This is a genomic window from Phenylobacterium sp. (assembly GCF_035944335.1).
In the GTDB taxonomy this organism is placed as follows: domain Bacteria; phylum Pseudomonadota; class Alphaproteobacteria; order Caulobacterales; family Caulobacteraceae; genus Phenylobacterium.
The window spans coordinates 1-18,608 of the sequence record NZ_DASZBG010000038.1 but is presented as its reverse complement, the minus strand read 5'-3'; the positions used below and the strand labels follow the sequence as shown (position 1 = coordinate 18,608).

Sequence of the window (18,608 nt, the reverse complement as noted above, 5' to 3'; positions counted from 1 at the left end):
GGAACACTGGAGCGCGACCATGGCCGAATTCGAGATGACCGCCTGCCACGCCAACCGCGCGGGCCAGGCGAGCGTCACGCTCCGCCACGTGCCGACCGGCGCCATGGTGATGATCCACCACGTGCCCTTCCAGCATGACTACGCCGAGACTGTGCGCGACGAATGCCAGCGCATCCGCGAGACGGCCGCGAAGATCGGCGAAGCCGCGATGAGCTTCCTGACCTCGCATACCGATGAGGCCGAGGTGCTGCCCGACCAGCAGGCGGGCGCGGCGCCGCAGCCGGGCGAGCCCGCCAAGCCGTTCGATCAAACCGCCTAGGGTTATGTCGCCTTTTTGGTACCGGGCGTTTGCGTGACTTTGCGGGCGAGTAAACCTGAATTCCGTTGTGAGCAAGGCGACCCGCTGCCGGCGCAGCTCCGCGGCCAGCGGCGACGGTTGAACATATCGGTCGAGGACGCCGCCACACTGGTGGGCGTGCGGCATTGGACGTTCGGTCTATGGGAGAACGGCCGACAACGGCCCCAGGCTCGCTATCGGGCCGTCATCGCGCGATTCTTGGAACGCACGACGCTGGGTCAATAATGCATTTGTTCTCTTTTTGTTCTTGACACCGCCTTTGCATTCTGCCAAGCTGTTAGAGCGTCGATCCACTGCTTCGCGCCACCCGCTGTTGAGCGGACAAGGCGCCGCACCAAGGCCGCGCAACCCCAATCATTGAAAGCAGCGGTCCGTCCGCTGCCAACGCACGCTTGCGCGACGCCCACAAGGCGACGCGCGGCGCAGCCATGTCCGAAGGAGAACAAGCATGGCCTTCAGTCCAGTCGATCCCGCGAGCCTGCAGGGTGAAGCGCTCAGTCGCTGGTACCTCCGCTCGCCTGACGAGATCGAGCAAGAACGACAAGCCGCCCAGGCACAGAAGTACGATGCGTTTTTTGGCGGGACCGAGCCGGCGGACTGGCCGACAACATCGTCGCCCCCCGCCTATCAAGATCCCAGCGCAGCCATTGGAGACGATCCGAATTGGGCCGCGAACGGGGTCGGCCGCTGGCAGGGTCAGGATCAATCGGCATACGGGCCGGCTGGGGGGTCACAGTCCGGACAATTTCAGTTGGCGGCCGCGTCCCAGCCGGCCGCGGCGCCCGGAATCGTAAACTGCCCCACTTGCCATGGGCGAGTTCCACCGCCGCTGCCATTCCCCTTTCCGTTTCTTCCGGGCGGCCCATTCTTTCGGGATACGCCCTCGTCGCCCTCGGGCGGGGGGTCTCAGCCTGATCGCGGGGACAAGAAGGAATGCTATCAGCAATACGAGTCTGACAGCGACATCTGCGGGCGACTGCGGTCTCCCAGCGACATAGCAATCTGTCGAGGAACTGCCTCTGACCGGTATGCCCATTGCATCAGACCCGATGGCACGATCGGCTTCCCTCACCTGGAAACCAAGGGAGGCCGTCGTCCCTGAGGTTACAGCGCGGAGGCATTGGGTTCGGCCAACCTGGGATGGCGCCCTAAGACTGGTCTAATCGGCTCGGGACCTGAGCATCTGCCGAAAATCCAAAATCGGTGACAGACATAGGCTCGGCGCCGTCTTCGATCCACATATGGAGTCTGCGCCAGATTGAGCCGAGGCAGAAAATTGCATTCTGCAACGTGTCCGCGGGCAGGAACAGGTTCGCATAGAAGCCCAGGTCCCTGCGTTCAATGGGATCCTTGTACAGGCGGCCGACGTCTCGTTCGTCGCGGTCGCCGAAAATGATCTCACGCGGCAAAGGAGACAACCGAACGTGGATGAGCTTGGATCGGTGCTCTTCCGGCGCAAGCACCAGCCCCTCGATCGCTATGACCTCCACGCACATCAGGTCTCCTTCGAGGCCACGGTCCGCAATCGCGGAACCTGGCCTCACCCCAACGTGGAGAGGCCAGTCCCAGCTTTGTATTTCGACGAGAAATAGATTTGAACTCATCCGGAGGATGTACGTGTTTTGTTCCAACGAGGCAAGCTTCTGCGAAATGACGCTGCTGCGCTGCCTAAACCGCTCATTTTGGCAGCTCGCATTCCATCTAGGGTTTTGCGCCCAACGCCGTGGCGATGGCGCCCGTGAGGAGGCCGAGTTCGGCGTCCGAAACCACGAACGGTGGGGCCAGGTAGACGACCTTGCCCATGGGCCGGATCCAGGCCCCGAGCGCGACGAAGGCCGCGCAGAGCGCGCCCACGTCGACCGCCTTGTCGAACTCCACCACGCCCACGGCGCCGCGCACCCGCACATCGACCACGCCCGGCGCTTGGCGGCAGGGAGCGAGGCCCTCGCGCAGGCCCAGCTCGATCCGCGCCACCTCGGCCTTCCACGCGCCGGTCTCGAAGAGGTCGAGGGACGCGTTGGCCGCCGCGCAGGCCAGCGGATTGGCCATGTAGGTGGGCCCATGCATCAGGGCCGCGCCCGCATCGTCCGACCAGAAAGCCTCGAACACGCGGCCGCAGGCAACCGCGGCGGAAAGCGGCAGGGTGCCGCCGGTCAGCGCCTTCGACAGGGTGACGATGTCGGGCGTCACGCCCGAGCCTTCGCAGGCGAAGAGATCGCCGGTGCGGCCGAAGCCCACGAAGATCTCGTCGAAGATCAGCAGCACCTCGTGCTTGTCGGCGAGGTGGCGCAGGCGGCGTAGCACGTCGTCGTCGTGGAAGATCATGCCGCCGGCGCCCTGGATGCGCGGCTCCACGAGGATGGCGGCGATCTCGTGGGCGTGCGCGGCCAGCAGGGCGTCGAGGGCGGCCTCGGCGGCGTCGTCGACGGGCAGGGCGGCGATGATCTGGGCGGGCAGGACGCCGGCGAACAGGGCGTGCATCCCCTCCTCGGGGTCGCACACCGTCATGGTCGCGAGCGTGTCGCCGTGATAGCCGCCGGAAAACGCCACGAACCGGGTCCGGCCGCCGATGCCGAGATTGATCCAGTACTGCAGCGCCATCTTCATGGCGATCTCCACCGAGACCGAGCCGGACTCGGCGAAGAACACGTGGTCGAGGTCGCCGGGCAACAGGGCCGCGAGGCGGGCCGCCAGCCGGTAGGCGGGCTCATGGGCCAGGCCGCCGAACATCACGTGCGGCGCGCGCTCCAGCTGGGCCTGCACAGCCTGGCGGATATGCGGGTGGTTATAGCCATGGCAGGCGGTCCACCAGGAGGCGATGCCATCGACCAGCTCGCGGCCGTCCTCCAGCACGATGCGGGCGCCTTGGGTGCGCGCCACGGCCAGCGGCGGCGGCGCGGTCTTCATCTGGCAGTAGGGGCGCCAGACGTGGGCCGAGCCTTGCGCGAGCCATTCGGGTCGATCTGTCATGGGGCTCCTCGCCTCGCGGGGCCTTCCGCGGGCCATCGTCCTAGGGCATAGGCGCGACGTGCACGACACCCTGACGCGATTTGCCGCCGAGAAACTGGACCTCCTGGAGGCGGGCCGGCTGCGGCGCACCTTGCGGCCGACCCATCGGCTCGACGGGGTGTGGGTCGAGCGGGACGGCCGGCGGCTGATCTCCTTCTCCTGCAACGACTACCTGGGCCTGAGCTGCCATCCGGCGGTGAAAGCGGCCGCGGCGCGCGCGGTGGAGCTCTATGGCGTGGGCGCCGGCGCCTCGCGGCTGGTGACCGGCGACCATCCGCTGTTCGCCGAGCTGGAGGCCCGCCTGGCGCGGCTGAAGAGGGCGCAGGCGGCCTGCGTCTTCGGCTCGGGCTATCTGGCCAACGCCGGCATCGTGCCGACCTTCGTGGGACCCGGCGACCTGGTGCTGGTCGACGAGCTTGCCCACGCCTGCATCTGGGCCGGGGCGAAGCTCTCCGGCGCCGAGGTCCTGGCCTTCCGGCACAACGATGCCGCGGACCTGGCGGCGAAGCTGGACGCAAGGCGCGGCGCCGCCGCCCGCGCGCTGGTGGCCACCGACGGGGTGTTCTCCATGGACGGCGACCTCGCGCCGCTGGACGAGTTCAGCCGCATCTGTCGGGCGCATGACGCCTGGCTGCTGGTCGACGACGCCCATGGGCTGGGCGTGGTGGGCGGCGGCGCGGGCGCCGCGGCCCTCTTTCCCCAGGCCCATGTGGACCTGGCCATGGGCACCTTTTCCAAGGCGCTCGGCGGCTACGGCGCCTATGTCTGCGCGAGCGGGCCGGCCATCGACCTGATCAAGACGCGGGCGCGGACCCTGGTCTATGCGACGGGCCTGCCCCCCGCCAACGCCGCCGCGGCGCTGGCCGCCCTGCAGGTGATCGAGGACGAGCCGCAGCGGGTCGCCGCGCCCCTGGCCCGCGCCCGGCGCTTCACCGCGGCGCTCGGCCTGCCGGCCGCGCAGAGCGCCATCGTGCCGATCGTGCTCGGCGACGCCGCAAGGGCCCTGGACGCCGCCGCCGACCTGGAACGCCAGGGGCTGCTGGCCGTCGCGATCCGGCCGCCGACGGTGCCGGCCGGCACGGCGCGCCTGCGCTGCGCCTTCAGCGCCCTGCATGAGGACCATCAGGTGGACCGCCTGGCCGCCGCCCTCCGCCCGTGGATCGCCGCATGACCGCTCGCGTCCTGTTCGTCGCCGGGGCCCACACCGAGATCGGCAAGACCCACGCCGCCTGCGGCCTGTTGCGCGCCGCCCAGGACGAGGGCTGGCGGGTCGAGGCCCTGAAGCCGGTGGTCAGTGGTTTCGACGCCGACGACTGGGACGACAGCGATCCGGGCCGGCTGCTGGCGGCCATGGGCCGTCGGCTGATCGAGGATGAGCTGGAGGCGATCTCGCCCTGGCGGTTCGCAGCCCCGCTCGCCCCGCCCATGGCCGCCCAGATCGAGGACCGCGCGCTGGCCCTGCAGCCGGTGATCCAGTTCTGCCGCGACCGCATCGCCGATTCCGAGGCCGATCTGGTGGTGGTCGAAGGCGTCGGCGGGCTGATGTCGCCGATCGCCGACGGCGGCACCAGCCTGGACCTGCTGGAGGGCCTCGCCTGCTGGAGCGTGCTGGTCGGCGGCGCCTATCTGGGCGCGGTGAGCCATACCCTGACGGCGCTGGAGGTGATGGTGGCGCGCGGCGAGCCGCCGGGCGCGGTGATCGTCAGCCAGAGCGCCGATCCGGATGCGCCGGACTTCATGAGCACCGTGGCCCTGGTCGCCGAACATGCCGGCGCCGTGCCGGTGATCCCGGCGTCGCGCGACGGCGGCTTCGGCTGGGCGGGCCTGGCCCTGAAGGCGGTGTTCGGGTGAGCCAGGCCGAGGCGCCGCCGGCCGGGATCGCCGGTCCCGCCGCCTGGACGGCCGCGGACCTGGTCCCCGACGAATGGGTGAACGTCCTGACGCCCGCGGAGATCGCCGAGATCGAGGCCGCGGCCCGCGCGCTGGCGGCCGCCGGATCGGACCTGGTCGGCGTGGCGCCCAAGGACTTCCCGCTGCCACAAGTCGCTCACCGCCTGCGCGCGATCCTGGAGGGGCAGGTGCTGGGCGGGCGGGGATTCGCGGTGATCCGGGGCCTCGATCCGAAGCGGTTCGACCGGCGGCAGGTCGCCGCGGCCTTCCTCGGCGTCGGCGCACATCTGGGCGCGGCCCGTCCGCAGAACGCCCAGGGCCATATCCTCGGTCACGTGAAGGACCTCGGCCGGTCCAGCCAGGACCCGACCGCCCGGCTCTACCAGACCCACGAGCGCCAGACCTACCACACCGATTCCTGCGACGTGGTGGGGCTGATGTGCCTGGCGCCGGCCAAGGCCGGCGGCCGCTCCAGCCTGGTGAGCTCGGTCACTCTCTACAACGAGATGCGCCGCCGCGACCCGGCGCTGGCGCTGGCGCTGTTCGAGCCGATCGCCACCGACCGGCGGGGCGAGGCGGCGCCGGGCGAGGCGCCGTTCTTCACCATCCCGGTGTTCAACTGGTTCGCGGGCGCCTTCGCGGCCATGTACCAGCGGCAGTACATCGAGTCCGCGGCGCGGTTCCCCGGCGCCCGGCCGATCAGCGAGACCCAGCGGGCCGCGCTCGACCTGATGGACGGGCTCGCCGAAGACCGGTCGCTGCATCTCGAAATCGACTTTCAGCCGGGCGACATCCAGCTCGTGAACAACCACGTGCTGTTCCATGACCGCACGGCCTTCGAGGACTGGCCGGAGCTGGATCGCCGCCGCCATCTGCTGCGCCTGTGGCTCGCGCCGCCCGACGCACAGCCCCTGCCGCCGGTGTTCGCTGAGCGGTTCGGCTCGGTGACGCCCGGCGCGCGGGGCGGCGTCGCGGTTCCACGCCAGGCCTGGATCGCGCCGCTCGACGCCTAGTCCCGGCCCGGCCGGCAACGCCGGGGTGGGCCGCGGACCGGACTTGCGGCTACATAGTCGGCGGGGACATGGCGGAACTGGTAGACGCAAGCGACTTAAAATCGCTCGGGCTTCGCCCGTCCGGGTTCGACCCCCGGTGTCCCCACCAGTTGCGGAGCCGGCGCCGTCGACATAGCGCCGCGGGGAGACGTGGGGTGATGGGCGAGCTTGCGATCCGGACGATCGGCGCCGAGGCCGTGCCGCGGCTGGCGGAAATCCTCGCCGAGACGGTGGCGGCCGGCGGCTCGGTGCACTTCATGCACCCGACGCCGATGGACCAGGCGCAGGCCTATTGGGCCAAGGCCATGGCGGGCGCCGCGGCCGGCGACCGCATCGTGCTGGGCGGCTTCGTGGACGGCCGGCTGGAGGGCACGGTGAGCCTCTTCCTCGACACCCCGCCGAACCAGCCGTTCCGCGCCGAGATCTGGAAGCTGATGGTCTCGCCGGCCGCGCGCCGCCAGGGGATCGCGCGCCGGCTGATGATCGCCGCCGAGGCCCTGGCGGCCGAACAGGGCCGGACCCTGCTCAATCTCGACACCGCCATCGATGGCGGCGCCGCGGAGCTCTACGAGAGCCTCGGCTGGGTGCTCTCCGGCACGATCCCGGACTACGCCTACAAGCCACAGGGCGGGCTGACGGGCACGGCGATCTACTTCAAGCGGATCGGCGCCTGGGCCGCGGCGGCGTAGTTACTGAGCGGCCTGTTCCTGGGCGTATCCCAAGAGCGCGTTGAGCCGCTCCAGGACCACGATGGCCGCCTCGGGGATCACGCTGCCGGGCGTGAAGATCGCCGCCACGCCCATGTCCATCAGGGCCTTGAAGTCTTCCGGCGGAATGACCCCGCCGACGACCACCATGATGTCGCCGCGGCCCAGCCGGGCGAGTTCGGACTTCAGCTCGGGGACCAGCGTCAGATGGCCCGCGGCCAGCGACGAGGCGCCGACCACGTGGACATTCTCCGCCACGGCCTGGGCGGCGGTCTCGGCCGGCGTCTGGAAGAGGTCGCCGATCACCACCTCGAAGCCCAAGTCGGCGTAGCCGGAGGCCACCACCTTCTGGCCGCGGTCGTGGCCGTCCTGGCCCATCTTGGCGACCAGCACCTTGGGCTTGCGGCCATCGGCAGCCGCGAAGGCCTCGACCATCTGCTTGACGCGCTGGGCGGTCGGCGTGACGCCGGATTCCTTGAGATAGACGCCCTTCACCGCGTCGGCGTGGGCCTTGTGGCGGTTGAACACCTTCTCCAGCGCGTCCGACATCTCGCCGACGGTGGCGTGCGCGCGCGCCGCCTCGACGGAGAGCGCCAGGAGATTGCCGCCGCCCGCCGCGCCGTTGGTCAGCGCGGTGAGCGCGGCCTCGACCGCGGCCGGGTCGCGCTCGGCCTTGAGCTTCTTCAGCTTGGCGAGCTGGCGTTCGCGCACGGCGGTGTTGTCGACCTTCAGAACCGGAATCTCGTCGGCGCCTTCGGAGCGGTAGCGGTTGACGCCCACCACGCTCTGCAGGCCGGCGTCGATGCGCGCCTGGGTGCGGGCCGAGGCTTCCTCGATGCGGCGCTTGGGCAGGCCGTTCTCGATGGCCTTGGCCATGCCGCCCAGCGCCTCCACCTCGGCGATGTGCGCGAGGGCGCGCTGCGCCAGGTCGGCGGTCAGCCGCTCGACATAGTAGCTGCCGCCCCAGGGATCGATGACCCGGGTCTGGCCGCTCTCCAGCTGCAGGAAGAGCTGGGTGTTGCGGCTGATCCGCGCCGAGAAGTCCGTCGGCAGGGCGAGCGCCTCGTCGAGGGAATTGGTGTGCAGGCTCTGGGTCTGGCCGCCGACCGCCGCCATGGCCTCGATGGCCGTGCGGGCGACGTTGTTGAACACGTCGTGGGCCGCGAGCGACCAGCCGGAGGTCTGGGTGTGGGCGCGCAGGGACAGCGACCGGGCGTCCTTCGGGTCGAACGCCTCCTTCATCAGCTTGGCCCACAGCAGGCGCGCGGCGCGCTGCTTGGCGATCTCCATGAAGGCGTTCATGCCGGCGTTCCAGAAGAACGACAGGCGGGGCGCGAAGCTGTCGACCGCCAGGCCCGCGGCGACACCCGCACGCACATATTCGACGCCGTCGGCCAGCGTGTAGGCGAGCTCCAGGTCGAGCGTCGCCCCGGCTTCCTGCATGTGGTAGCCGCTGATCGAGATCGAGTTGAAGCGCGGCATCTCGGCCGAGGCATAGGCGAAGATATCGGAAACGATCCTCATCGAAGGCGTCGGCGGATAGATGTAGGTGTTGCGGGTCAGGAACTCCTTGAGGATGTCGTTCTGGATGGTGCCCGACAGCCTGGCGTGGGGCACGCCCTGCTCCTCGCCGGCCACGATGTAGAGCGCCATGATCGGCAGCACCGCCCCGTTCATGGTCATCGAGACGCTCATCTTGTCGAGCGGGATGCCGTCGAACAGGGTGCGCATGTCGAGGATGGAATCGATGGCGACGCCGGCCATGCCCACGTCGCCGGTCACCCGCGGGTGGTCGGAGTCATAGCCGCGGTGAGTGGCGAGGTCGAAGGCGATGGAGAGGCCCATCTGTCCTGCCGCCAGGTTGCGGCGATAGAAGGCGTTGGAATCCTCGGCCGTGGAGAAGCCCGCGTACTGGCGGATGGTCCACGGATTGGTCAGGTACATGGTCGGATAGGGGCCGCGCACGAAGGGCGCGAGACCCGGATAGCCGGCCAGGGCCTCAAGGCCGGTGGCGTCGGCGGGGCCGTAGGTCGCCTTCACCGCGATGCCTTCCGGCGTTTGCCACGGATCGGCGGCGGCCGGCGGTCGCGGCGCCGGAAGGTCGGCGTCGAACGCGAGCTTGGCGAAATCGGGGAAGCCGCTCATCGAGCCGCCTCAAAGGCTTGCGCGATCCGCATGGGCTTGAGCGGCGGGCACGACCCGTCGGGGCCGGGCAGGCGGGGCGAGGGAGCCTCGACCGGCTTCGGCGCAGCCGGCTCCACCTCGACCGGCGCTGGCTTCTCCGGTGGGAAGGCGGTGACGCCGACGATCTTCGGCTCCGGCCGGGCCGCCAGCGCGGCCTCCACCTGGCGCGCGACGTGGCCGCAGGTCAGCGCCGCGATGATCCCGCCCTGGCTTTCGATAGCCTGGAAATCCGCCCAGGCGGCGCGGGCGATCTCTTCGGTGAGCGCCTCGACGTAGCCGGAGCCGGCGGCCGGATCGGCGACGCGGCCGACGTGGGCTTCCTCCATCAGGACGAGCTGGGTGTTGCGGCTCTGGCGGCGCGCGAAGGCGGTGGGCAGGCCGATGGCGTCGGTGAAGTTGCCCAGCACCACGGCGTCGGCGCCGCCGACCGCGGCTGCGAAGCCGGCGGCGGTGAGCCGGATCATGTTGGTCCAGGCGTCCTGGGCGGCGAGCATCCGACGGGAAGAGCGGGCCTCGATCCGCGCCTGGGGATCGGCGCCGCAGGCCGTGGCGATCCGAGCCCAGACGGCGCGGGCGGCGCGCAGCTTGGCGATGGCGGTGAAATAGTCGGCGTCGGCGGCGAGGCCGAGCGTGATGCGGGCAAAGGCCTCGGCCATCGGCATCCCGGCGCGGACCAGGGCCTTGGCATAGACCACCGCGCTGGCCGCCGCGAAGGCGACCTCCGCCGCCTCGCCGCCGCCGGCCTCGTGCACGAGCCGGCCGGAAGCCAGGAACAGCTGAGCTTGCGGATAGGTGTCGGCGAGCCGCACGGCGACGGTCGCGGCGCTGACCAGATGGCTCTCGATCGGGCCGGGGCTGGCGCCTGCCTCGGCGAAGGCGCTCAGGGGATCGAGATGGAAGGCCAGCTTGGCGCCGGGCGAGGCCTTGGCGAAGGTCCCCAGCCAGTCGGCGGCCTTGGGACCGAGGAACCCCGCGTCGAGCGCCACGGTGGCGAACTCCGGCGTCACCCCGGCCAGCACGCGCGCCAGGCCCTCGGCGGAGCCCACCGCCACGCCGCTCTGCCCCGTCGGATCGACGCGGACGATCACCGAGGCGGCATTGCCCTCAAGGTCGCGCAGCACCTCGGCGTTGGCGGCGGCGGGGTCGGGATGGGCGGTGAGCGCGCGGATGTCCCAGGCGCGGTCGGCGTTGAACGGACGGGTCGGAAAGCCGGCGGGCCGGTCCGCGGCCTCATAGAGCGGCTCGACCGGCAGCCCCTCGACGGTGGTCTTCTCGAGGCTCTCGAACGGCGTCTCGCCCAGGGTCTTGGCGACCAGCGTGCGCCAGGCCGCGTGGGTGGCGGGCGGGAAGGGGGAGCTGAGCAGGGTCGCATCGGCCATGGCCGGGTCATGGGCCGCGAGGCGGCCGGGCGTCAAGGTCTCGCCGGGGAAGGCTGGCGCTCATTCAAGGACTCGCGAAACCGGAAGGGCGGGCCGATGCTTAAGCTTCCGAGTCGCCAAGCTTTCGGGGAGGAAGAGATGCCGACCGTCGACTACGACCAGATGCAGGCCCTGGCCATGGAATGGGGGCCCAGGGTGGCCGCCGCCCTGGTGATCCTGATCGTGGCGCACTTCCTGGCCAAGGGCGCGCAATGGGGGCTCGCCAAGGTCATCGACGGCCTGCCGCCGGTGAAGCGCCACAACGCCGCCGCCCCGGCCCAGGAGACCACCGGCTATCAGCTCGGCCAGCTCGGCTACTGGCTGGTGCTGTTGATCGGGGTGGTGGGCGCCCTGACGGTGCTCGGCCTGTCGTCGATCGTCACGCCGCTGAACGCCCTGCTGTTCCAGGTCATGGACTTCATCCCGAACCTGATCGGGGCGGGGGTGATCTTCTTCGTCGGCCTGGTGCTGGCGACGCTCGCCCGCAAGGTCGTGGAGGCGGCGCTGAACGCCGCGCACGTGGACGGCTGGCTGGAGCGCGCCGGGCTGAAGCGGATGACCGGCGCTTCGGGCCTGGCCAAGACCACCGGGGTGCTGGTGTTCGTGCTGATCGTCATCCCGGTGACCATCGCGGCCCTGCAGCAGCTCGGCGTGCGGGCGATCTCCGATCCGGCGGTCGCCGTGCTCTCGACCGTGCTGGACGCCCTGCCGCGCATCCTGGCGGCGGCGATCATCCTGGCGCTGGCCTTCTTCATCGGCCGCTGGGTGGCGGGACTGCTGGAGCAGATCCTGCCGTCGCTCGGCTTTGACTCCAGTCTGCAGGCCCTTGGCGTGGGGGCTCCAGAGGCCGAGGCCGCACCGCGGGCCCGTAGCGCGGCCATTCCGCCGTCGGCCGCGCCGCCGCGCGTGGCCCCGGGCCTGACGCCCTCGACCATCGTGGCGCGGCTGGCGCTGGTGGCGATCATGCTGTTCTCGGCGGTGGAGGCGGCCCAGCTGCTGGCCTTCGCGGCCATCGCCAACATGCTGCAGGAGATCCTCGACCTGGCTGGCCGGGTGCTGTTCGGCGGGGTGATCATCACCGCCGGCGTGCTGATCGCCAACCTGCTGGTCGGCCTGATCGACCGCTCGACGGGCGGAACGGAGGGGCTCGCCAAGCCGGTGGTGCGCTGGGCGACCATCGCGCTGGCCACCGCCATGGGCCTGCGGTTCATGGGCATCGCCGACGAGATCGTGGTGCTGGCCTTCGGCCTGATCCTGGGCTCGGCCGCGGTGGCCGCGGCCATCGCCTTCGGGCTCGGCGGACGCGAGGCCGCCAAGCGGTTGACGGAGCGCTGGGTGGACAAGATCGATGGCGGCCGCCGCCCGCCCCCGCCCGTGCGCCGACCGACCGTGAGGACGCCGCCCCGGACGCCTAGGGTCTGAGCCGCGAACCCGCGATCTTCGCGCTTCCGCTCAGCACCGGCGTCATCGCGTCGGAGCCCACGAACAGCGCGTAGGCGCCCGGGTCGATCCGCCAGCCGTGATCGGCCCAGCTGGCCAGGAGGCGCGGGTCGGCGGCGAGGGTGACGGTGCGGCTTTCCCCGGGCTTCAAGGTCACGCGCGACCAGCCGATCAGGCGCTGCTGGGCGCGGCGCGGTTCGGTTTTCAGATAGAGCTGCGGCGTGTCGATGGCGGCGCGGGCCCCGGTGTTGGTGACGGTGAAGCTGGCTGTCACCGTCCTGCCGCCGACGACCTTGAGGCCCGAGTAGTGGAACGCCGAATAGGACAGGCCATAGCCGAACGGGAACAGCGGCTTCGCGCCCCGGCTGGCGAACCAGCGGTAGCCCACGTCGGAGCCCTCGGCGTAGGCGATGTCGAAGGGCGTGGTTTCGTTGGGCAGGTCCGCGCCGGGCAGCGCCGGCTCGGGCAGTTGCGCCAGGGCGGCCGGGAAGGTGATCGGCAGGCGGCCGGAGGGCGGGGTCTTGCCGGTCAGCACATTGGCGATGGCCTCGCCGCCGCGGCTCCCGGGATACCAGGCCTCGACCACCGCGCCGACCTGGTCCAGCCAGGGCATCAGGTTGGGCACGCCGCTTTCCAGCACCACGACGGTCCGCGGATTGGCCGCGGCGACGGCGGCGATCAGGGCGTCCTGGTTGTCGGGCAGGGTCAGGTCGCGGGCGTCGTAAGCTTCCGAGACCCAGTGGGTGGCGAAGACGATGGCCACGTCGGCGTCCTTGGCCGCAGCCGCCGCGGCGGCCGGGTCGGTCCCGGGATCGAAGGCGATCTGCGCGCCGGGCGCGGCGGCCTGCAGCGCCTTCAGCGGCGCGGAGCCGTGGAACCAGATGCCCTGGCCCCAGGGCGGCGCGCCCTTCGGCGGCGCGAAGTGGACGGAATTCAGCGGGATCACCTGTGAGGAGCCGCCGCCGGAGATGACGCCCACGTCGGCGTGGCCGCCGATCACCACGATGCGTTTGGCCGAGGCGGCGAGCGGCAGCAGGCCGTGCTCGTTCTTCAGGAGCACGATCCCCTGTTCGGCGGCGTGCAGGGCGACGACGGAATCCTTGGCGGTATCGAGTTGGCCGGGATCGGGCGGATCGATCAGGCCCTTGGCGATCATCTCGCGCACGATGCGGTGGACCATGTCGTGCAGCCGCGCCCTGGAAACCTGGCCGCTCTCCACCGCAGCCTTCAGGGGCGCCGCGAAGAACACCTGCTTGTCGAGTTGCTGGCCGCTTTCCTGGTCGAGGCCCTGGTTGGCGGCGTCGACCGAGTGCACGGCGCCCCAGTCGCTCATCACCCAGCCCGGGTAGCCCCAGTCGCCCTTGAGGATGTCGTTGAGCAGGTGCGGATGCTCGCAGGCGTAGGTCCCGCCCACCTTGTTGTAGGCGCACATCACCGAACCGGGCTTGCCGCCCTCGAGCGCCAGTTCGAAGGCCAAGAGGTCGCTCTCGCGCTGGGCGGCCTCCGGCAGCTCGACGCTGGCGATCATCCGGCCGGTCTCCTGGTCGTTGATCGCGAAGTGCTTGCTGGTGGAGACCATGTGCTGGCTCTGGATGCCGCGGATCGAGGCCGCCGCCATGCGGCCGGCGAGCAGCGGGTCCTCGCCCAGGTATTCGAAGTTGCGCCCGTTGCGCGGCTCGCGCACCAGGTCGACGCCGCCCGCCAGCAGGACGTTGAAGCCCTTCTGCCGGGCCTCCTTGCCGATCATGGCTCCGCCGGCCTGGGCCGTCGGCTCGGAGAAGGTGGCGGCCAGGGACAGGCCCGAAGGCAGGGCCACTGCATCGTCGTGGCTTCGGCCCGCGTTGGCGACGCCCAGGCTCGCGTCGCTCTCCTTCAGGTCGGGGATGTGCAAGCGCGGCAGGCCAGGGATGTAGCCCGCAGATCGGATGGTCCCGGCCGGCATGGGGTTCATGAGGGCCGGCATCACGCCATGGACAAGGGCGATCTGCTCATCGAGCGTCATCTGGGCGATCAAGGCGTCGGCGCGGGCGTCGGGGGCGGCCTTGGCCTTCGGCGCGGCGTGGACGGCGCCTGCCGCGAGCACGGCCAGGCCTGCGGCCGCGAACGATCTCGAGAACATGGCGCTTCCCCCTCTGTCTTGCCGGCGAAGCTAGCCGCCCCTGGCCCCCGGCGAAAGGCGGTTGCGCACCGCCGCTTCTTTCGTGTACGACGTAAATTATCAACCTCTCCAGAGGACCATCCATGGCCCTGCCGCCCGTGCTCCGCGACCGCCTGCGCCTGCCTGTGATCGGCAGCCCGCTGTTCATCATCTCCAACCCGGACCTGGTGATCGCCCAGTGCAAGGCGGGCATCGTCGGCAGCTTCCCGGCGCTGAACGCGCGGCCGGCGAGCCTGCTGGACGAATGGCTGCACCGCATCACCGAGGAGCTGGCGGCCTGGGACCGCGACCATCCGGAGACGCCGTCCGCGCCGTTTGCGGTGAACCACATCGTGCACAAGACCAATGACCGGCTGGAGCACGACCTGGAGGCCTCGACCAGGTGGAAGGCGCCGATCGTCATCACGTCGCTGGGCGCGCGGGAGGATGTGAACGCCGCGGTGCATTCCTATGGCGGCGTGGTGCTGCACGACGTGATCAACGACCGCTTCGCCCGCAAGGCCATCGAGAAGGGGGCCGACGGCCTGATCCCGGTGGCGGCCGGCGCTGGCGGCCATGCCGGGCAGCTTTCACCCTTCGCCCTCATGCAGGGCATCCGCGAATGGTTCGACGGCCCCGTCGCGCTCTCCGGGGCGATCGCCAACGGTCGCGCCGTCCTGGGCGCCCAGGCGATGGGGGCGGATCTGGCCTATATCGGCTCGGCCTTCATCGCCACCCAGGAGGCAGGAGCCCAGCAGCCCTACAAGGACATGATCGTCGCCTCGACCGGCGAGGACATCGTCTACACCAACCTGTTCACCGGGGTGCACGGCAACTACCTGCGGCCGTCCATCGAGGCCTCGGGGCTCGATCCCGACAACCTGCCCACGTCCGACGCTACGGCGATGAACTTCGGCTCCGGCGGCAACAGCAAGGCGAAGGCCTGGCGCGATATCTGGGGCTGCGGCCAAGGTATCGGCGCGGTGAAGGAGATCCCCACCGCGGCCGAGTTCATCGCGCGGCTGTCGCGGGAGTACGACGACGCGCTGGCCGAGCTGCAGGCCAAGGTCGCCTTCACCCACCGACGGCTGGCGCTGGCGGCGGAATAGCCGAAGCGGCGCCAATGCCGGCGAGACACATTCTCGTTATCTTTTGAGGGGTTGCGGCCAAGCTTAGAACCCCCGGCCCGGCTGCTGGTTGTCTCTCTCGCGCGCGAGTTGGGAGCCAGAAGCCCTTGCCCTTTTACAATTACCTCGGCCAGCCGATGCCGGAGACGGCGCCTGAGGACAACGGAAAGAACAACATCCTGGGCACGCCCGCCGGGGGCGAGACCATCCAGGCGCCGGCCGGGAATTCGTCGATCGCCGGCGACGGCGGCGGCGACAAGCTGATCGGCTCGTCCGGCGACAACACCTTCTGGATCACCGACCCGAAGGACATCGTGGTCGAACAGCCGGGCGGCGGCATCGACACCGAGAACGGCTGGATGCCGCTCAAGCTGGCCGACAACGTCGAGAACCTGGTCGTCAACGGCAGCTACAACTACGCCATCGGCAACACGCTCGATAACCTGATCACCGTCGCCAACGGCCAGAACCAATGGCTCTACGGCGCCGCCGGCAACGACGTGCTGGTGGGCGGCGACGGGCGCAACACCTTCGTGGACCGGGCCGGGGAGGGCAACGACGTCATCTACAACTGGGATTCCAACGACCAGCTGCAGCTGCTGAACTACGGCTTCACCACCGCCTCCCAGATCCGCGCGGCCATGACCCAGGTGGGGCCCGACACGGTGATCCATCTGTCGCCAAGCGAGACGCTGACCATCCGCAACGCCACGCCCTCGTCGTTCGCCGACAAGCAGTTCCTGCTGCCGATCGACAAGAGCCAGATCGGCGCCCTGACCTTCGACGACGAGTTCAACACGCTGCAGATCTATGACCCGTCCAAGCAGACCGGCCTGTGGCGCACCAATTTCGGCGGCAACCTGAAGGGCGTCGACGCCTACAGCCTGATCCACAACAACGAGCAGCAGGTCTATGTCGACCCCGGTTTCCAGGGGACCGGCGACCACGCGCTCGGCATCGAGCCGTTCTCGGTGTCGAACGGCGTCCTGACCATCACCGCCCAGCCGATACCGGCGGACGAGACCTCCGCGGCGTTCGGCCAGGGCTATGCCTCGGGCATGCTGAACACCTTCGGCAGCTTCTCGCAGAAGTACGGCTACTTCGAGATGCGCGCGGCCCTGCCCCAGGCGTCCGGCGCCTGGCCGGCCTTCTGGATGGCCGCCTATCCGTTCAACGGCCAGGGCGAGGCCGACATCATGGAGGCGCTGGGGTCCACGCCGGGCATCGACTACCGCCGGGCCTATGGCACGGACGAGACCCTGCTCGACAACGCCATCAAGATCGATCCCAACGGCTTCCACACCTACGGCCTGATGTGGACCCCCACGACGGTCACCTTCTACTTCGACGACGTCGCGGTGCTCCAAGGCCCGACCCCGGCCAGCTGGACCAGCCCCATGTCGCTGATCCTCAACCTGGCCGTAGGCGGCTTCGGCGGCAATCCGGACGCCAGCGCCTTCCCGGCGGGAATGCAGGTCGACTATGTGCGCGCCTATGCGCTCGCCGACGGCTCGAGCCAGGTGACGCACGGCCAGTTCGATACGCCGAGCGGCACGATCCGCGCCGACGGCGGGGCGACCTCGGGCCAGACGAACTCACCGCCGGTGTTTCAGGACAGCGGCCAGGACGTGACCTCCGCCCATGTCGTGATCCTCTCGGGGCATCCCGACCCCAGCGCGCTGCCGGCCGGCAAGAGCTTCGTCGTGTGGCAGGACTCCGGCGCGCTGTTCGGCGCCATGTCGAACGGCAAGAGCCTGGATGCGCCGACCGCGCTGATGGCCGGCGACGCGACCCAGCTGACGGGCACGGGCGCCTTCCTCACCGACGAGAAGGTGGTCATCGGCTACTGGCAGACCGGCGCCGACGGCAAGGAGGCCTGGGCGCTGGTGTTCGATCCGGCGACCCACGCCATGACGCGCGAGGAGCTCGGGCCGGCCGGCGGCGACGTGCATTTCGTGGCCATGGCGCGGGGCGACTTCGCCGCCAGCTGGCAGGGCCCCTCGGGCGCCATCGTGGGCCGCAGCTTCGACAGCTTCGCCTATGACGGCAAGGGCTGGTACGGCCCGACCACCACGCTCACAGGCGACGTCACCGGCGTGACGGCCGGCAACGAGCTGATCGCCGCCAACGGCTCGGGCCAGCAGCTCTACGGGACCACGACGGCCTTCCTCAACACGGTCGGCAGCGTCGCCTTCTCGGCCCCGACGTTCAGCCAGGCGGAGGGCAGTTCCGGCGTCACCTACATGACCTTCACGGTGAACCGCTCCGGCGACCTCTGGCAGAAGGCGACGGTCGCCTGGCACATCACCGCCTCGGGATCGAACCCGGTGGACGCCAACGACTTCCCCGGCGGGGTGCTGCCCTCGGGCGTGGTGACCTTCGACATCAACGCCACGTCGGCGACCATCCTCGTGCCCATCGCGGCCGATACGACAGTCGAGCCGGACGAGACCTTCGCCCTGACGCTCTCAAATCCGATCGGCACGGCGTTCGGAACCCAGACCACCGCGACCGGGACCATCACGGCTGGCGCCGCCGCCAGCCCGCCGCCGCCAGCTTCCCCACCGCCGGTGAGCCCCCCGCCGCCGCCGCCGGCCAGCGGCCAGGTGATCTCGGCCCATCAGACGCCCGACACCCTGACGGGCGGCGCGGGCGATGACACGCTCAACGCCAGCCAGGGCCCCGATCAGCTGACCGGCGGGCCGGGCCACGACCGCTTCGTCTTCCATCTGGAGCCCTGGGCTCCGGCCCACATCACCGACTTCGTGGTGGGGACCGACATCCTCGACATCTCGGCCCTGTTCCAGAAGTCCGGCTACGCCGGCTCCGATCCGGTGGCCGACGGCTATGTGAAGCTGCTGTCGGACGGCAATGGCGGCACGGAAGTCTTCTTCGATCCGGACGGGCCCAACCCCGCCCACCAGTGGCCCGACAACATCATCGACATCCAGAACGTGCCGGTGGGCGCGGTGACCTGGGCCCAACTGGCCGGCGGGACCACCGCCGCTTCGCCGCCCCCGCCGCCGGCGTCACCGCCCCCGGTGAGCCCGCCGCCGCCGGTCTCGCCGCCGCCGGTCTCGCCGCCGCCCGTGAGTCCGCCGCCGCCGCCCGCCAGCGGCGGCCAGGTGATCACCGGCCAGTCCGGCGGCTCCAACATGACCGGCGGTTCGGGTGACGACACCCTGATCGGCAGCAACAGCGGGCCCGACACCATGACCGGCGGGGCCGGGGCGGATCATTTCCAGTTCAACACCGTGCCCTGGCAGGCCGATACGATCAGCGACTT

General features: G+C 70.3%; 13 protein-coding genes and 1 tRNA gene. 9 read left to right on the top strand and 5 right to left on the bottom strand.

Annotated elements, in window-relative coordinates:
* Nucleotides 1-19 precede the first annotated feature (19 nt).
* Nucleotides 20-319 (top strand): hypothetical protein, encoded by a 300-nt coding sequence (locus VGT80_RS06760; RefSeq protein ID WP_327454112.1) that lies wholly within the window; start codon nt 20-22, stop codon nt 317-319.
* Between the two features lie 1,187 nt (nt 320-1,506).
* On the opposite strand, the gene VGT80_RS06755 is transcribed toward VGT80_RS06760, so the two are convergent.
* A complete protein-coding gene (locus VGT80_RS06755) occupies nt 1,507-1,854 on the bottom strand; it encodes a hypothetical protein (RefSeq protein ID WP_327454110.1) in 348 nt (115 codons plus the stop codon).
* Nucleotides 1,855-2,059: 205 nt separating this feature from the next.
* On the bottom strand, nt 2,060-3,328 hold the full coding sequence (locus tag VGT80_RS06750; RefSeq protein ID WP_327454108.1) for an adenosylmethionine--8-amino-7-oxononanoate transaminase: 1,269 nt from the start codon (nt 3,326-3,328) through the stop codon (nt 2,060-2,062).
* Nucleotides 3,329-3,386: 58 nt separating this feature from the next.
* Here VGT80_RS06750 and bioF point away from each other — a divergent pair, with 58 nt between their 5' ends.
* The 5 genes from bioF (at nt 3,387) to VGT80_RS06725 (ending at nt 6,998) form a co-directional block, all read left to right on the top strand.
* Nucleotides 3,387-4,538, top strand: a complete 1,152-nt coding sequence (bioF, locus tag VGT80_RS06745; protein ID WP_327454106.1) for an 8-amino-7-oxononanoate synthase — start codon at nt 3,387-3,389, stop codon at nt 4,536-4,538.
* Nucleotides 4,535-5,218 carry a dethiobiotin synthase gene (gene bioD, locus VGT80_RS06740; RefSeq protein WP_327454104.1) on the top strand — a complete coding sequence of 228 codons (684 nt, stop codon included), beginning with the start codon at nt 4,535-4,537 and terminating at the stop codon, nt 5,216-5,218. The genes bioF and bioD overlap by 4 nt, the downstream gene beginning before the upstream one ends.
* The gene (locus tag VGT80_RS06735; protein WP_327454102.1) at nt 5,215-6,270 is read left to right on the top strand and encodes a TauD/TfdA family dioxygenase; all 1,056 of its coding nucleotides are present in this window, start codon (nt 5,215-5,217) and stop codon (nt 6,268-6,270) included. Before bioD ends, VGT80_RS06735 begins: the two co-directional genes overlap by 4 nt.
* Before the next feature lie 62 nt (nt 6,271-6,332).
* Nucleotides 6,333-6,418: transfer RNA gene (locus VGT80_RS06730), tRNA-Leu, on the top strand.
* A 49-nt stretch (nt 6,419-6,467) separates the two neighbouring features.
* Complete coding sequence (locus tag VGT80_RS06725; RefSeq protein WP_327454100.1) at nt 6,468-6,998, top strand: GNAT family N-acetyltransferase; 531 nt, start codon at nt 6,468-6,470, stop codon at nt 6,996-6,998.
* Here VGT80_RS06725 and scpA read toward each other — a convergent pair whose 3' ends face one another.
* Nucleotides 6,999-9,161 (bottom strand): methylmalonyl-CoA mutase, encoded by a 2,163-nt coding sequence (scpA, locus tag VGT80_RS06720; protein WP_327454098.1) that lies wholly within the window; start codon nt 9,159-9,161, stop codon nt 6,999-7,001.
* The gene (locus VGT80_RS06715; protein ID WP_327454096.1) at nt 9,158-10,579 is read right to left on the bottom strand and encodes a methylmalonyl-CoA mutase family protein; all 1,422 of its coding nucleotides are present in this window, start codon (nt 10,577-10,579) and stop codon (nt 9,158-9,160) included. The genes scpA and VGT80_RS06715 overlap by 4 nt, the downstream gene beginning before the upstream one ends.
* A 138-nt stretch (nt 10,580-10,717) precedes the next feature.
* Here VGT80_RS06715 and VGT80_RS06710 point away from each other — a divergent pair, with 138 nt between their 5' ends.
* Nucleotides 10,718-12,040: a mechanosensitive ion channel gene (locus tag VGT80_RS06710; protein ID WP_327454094.1), complete on the top strand. Its 1,323-nt coding sequence runs from the start codon at nt 10,718-10,720 to the stop codon at nt 12,038-12,040.
* Here the strand turns inward: VGT80_RS06710 and VGT80_RS06705 are convergent.
* Nucleotides 12,030-14,177 (bottom strand): beta-glucosidase, encoded by a 2,148-nt coding sequence (locus tag VGT80_RS06705; RefSeq protein WP_327454092.1) that lies wholly within the window; start codon nt 14,175-14,177, stop codon nt 12,030-12,032. The two genes, VGT80_RS06710 and VGT80_RS06705, sit on opposite strands and share 11 nt — an antisense overlap.
* A 122-nt stretch (nt 14,178-14,299) precedes the next feature.
* On the opposite strand from VGT80_RS06705, the gene VGT80_RS06700 reads away from it, so the two are divergent.
* Nucleotides 14,300-15,304 carry a nitronate monooxygenase family protein gene (locus tag VGT80_RS06700; protein WP_327454090.1) on the top strand — a complete coding sequence of 335 codons (1,005 nt, stop codon included), beginning with the start codon at nt 14,300-14,302 and terminating at the stop codon, nt 15,302-15,304.
* A 125-nt stretch (nt 15,305-15,429) separates the two neighbouring features.
* A partial coding sequence (locus tag VGT80_RS06695; RefSeq protein WP_327454088.1) for a family 16 glycosylhydrolase occupies nt 15,430-18,608 on the top strand: 3,179 nt, incomplete at its 3' end.

What these genes read in the sequence shown, in the direction of transcription:
- VGT80_RS06700 (WP_327454090.1), top strand. Translation starts at nt 14,300, where the DNA reads ATGGCCCTGCCGCCCGTGCTCCGCGACCGCCTGCGCCTGCCTGTGATC.
- VGT80_RS06705 (WP_327454092.1), bottom strand. Translation starts at nt 14,177, where the DNA reads ATGTTCTCGAGATCGTTCGCGGCCGCAGGCCTGGCCGTGCTCGCGGCA.
- VGT80_RS06760 (WP_327454112.1), top strand. Translation starts at nt 20, where the DNA reads ATGGCCGAATTCGAGATGACCGCCTGCCACGCCAACCGCGCGGGCCAG.
- scpA (WP_327454098.1), bottom strand. Translation starts at nt 9,161, where the DNA reads ATGAGCGGCTTCCCCGATTTCGCCAAGCTCGCGTTCGACGCCGACCTT.
- VGT80_RS06755 (WP_327454110.1), bottom strand. Translation starts at nt 1,854, where the DNA reads ATGTGCGTGGAGGTCATAGCGATCGAGGGGCTGGTGCTTGCGCCGGAA.
- bioD (WP_327454104.1), top strand. Translation starts at nt 4,535, where the DNA reads ATGACCGCTCGCGTCCTGTTCGTCGCCGGGGCCCACACCGAGATCGGC.
- VGT80_RS06710 (WP_327454094.1), top strand. Translation starts at nt 10,718, where the DNA reads ATGCCGACCGTCGACTACGACCAGATGCAGGCCCTGGCCATGGAATGG.
- VGT80_RS06715 (WP_327454096.1), bottom strand. Translation starts at nt 10,579, where the DNA reads ATGGCCGATGCGACCCTGCTCAGCTCCCCCTTCCCGCCCGCCACCCAC.
- VGT80_RS06750 (WP_327454108.1), bottom strand. Translation starts at nt 3,328, where the DNA reads ATGACAGATCGACCCGAATGGCTCGCGCAAGGCTCGGCCCACGTCTGG.
- VGT80_RS06725 (WP_327454100.1), top strand. Translation starts at nt 6,468, where the DNA reads ATGGGCGAGCTTGCGATCCGGACGATCGGCGCCGAGGCCGTGCCGCGG.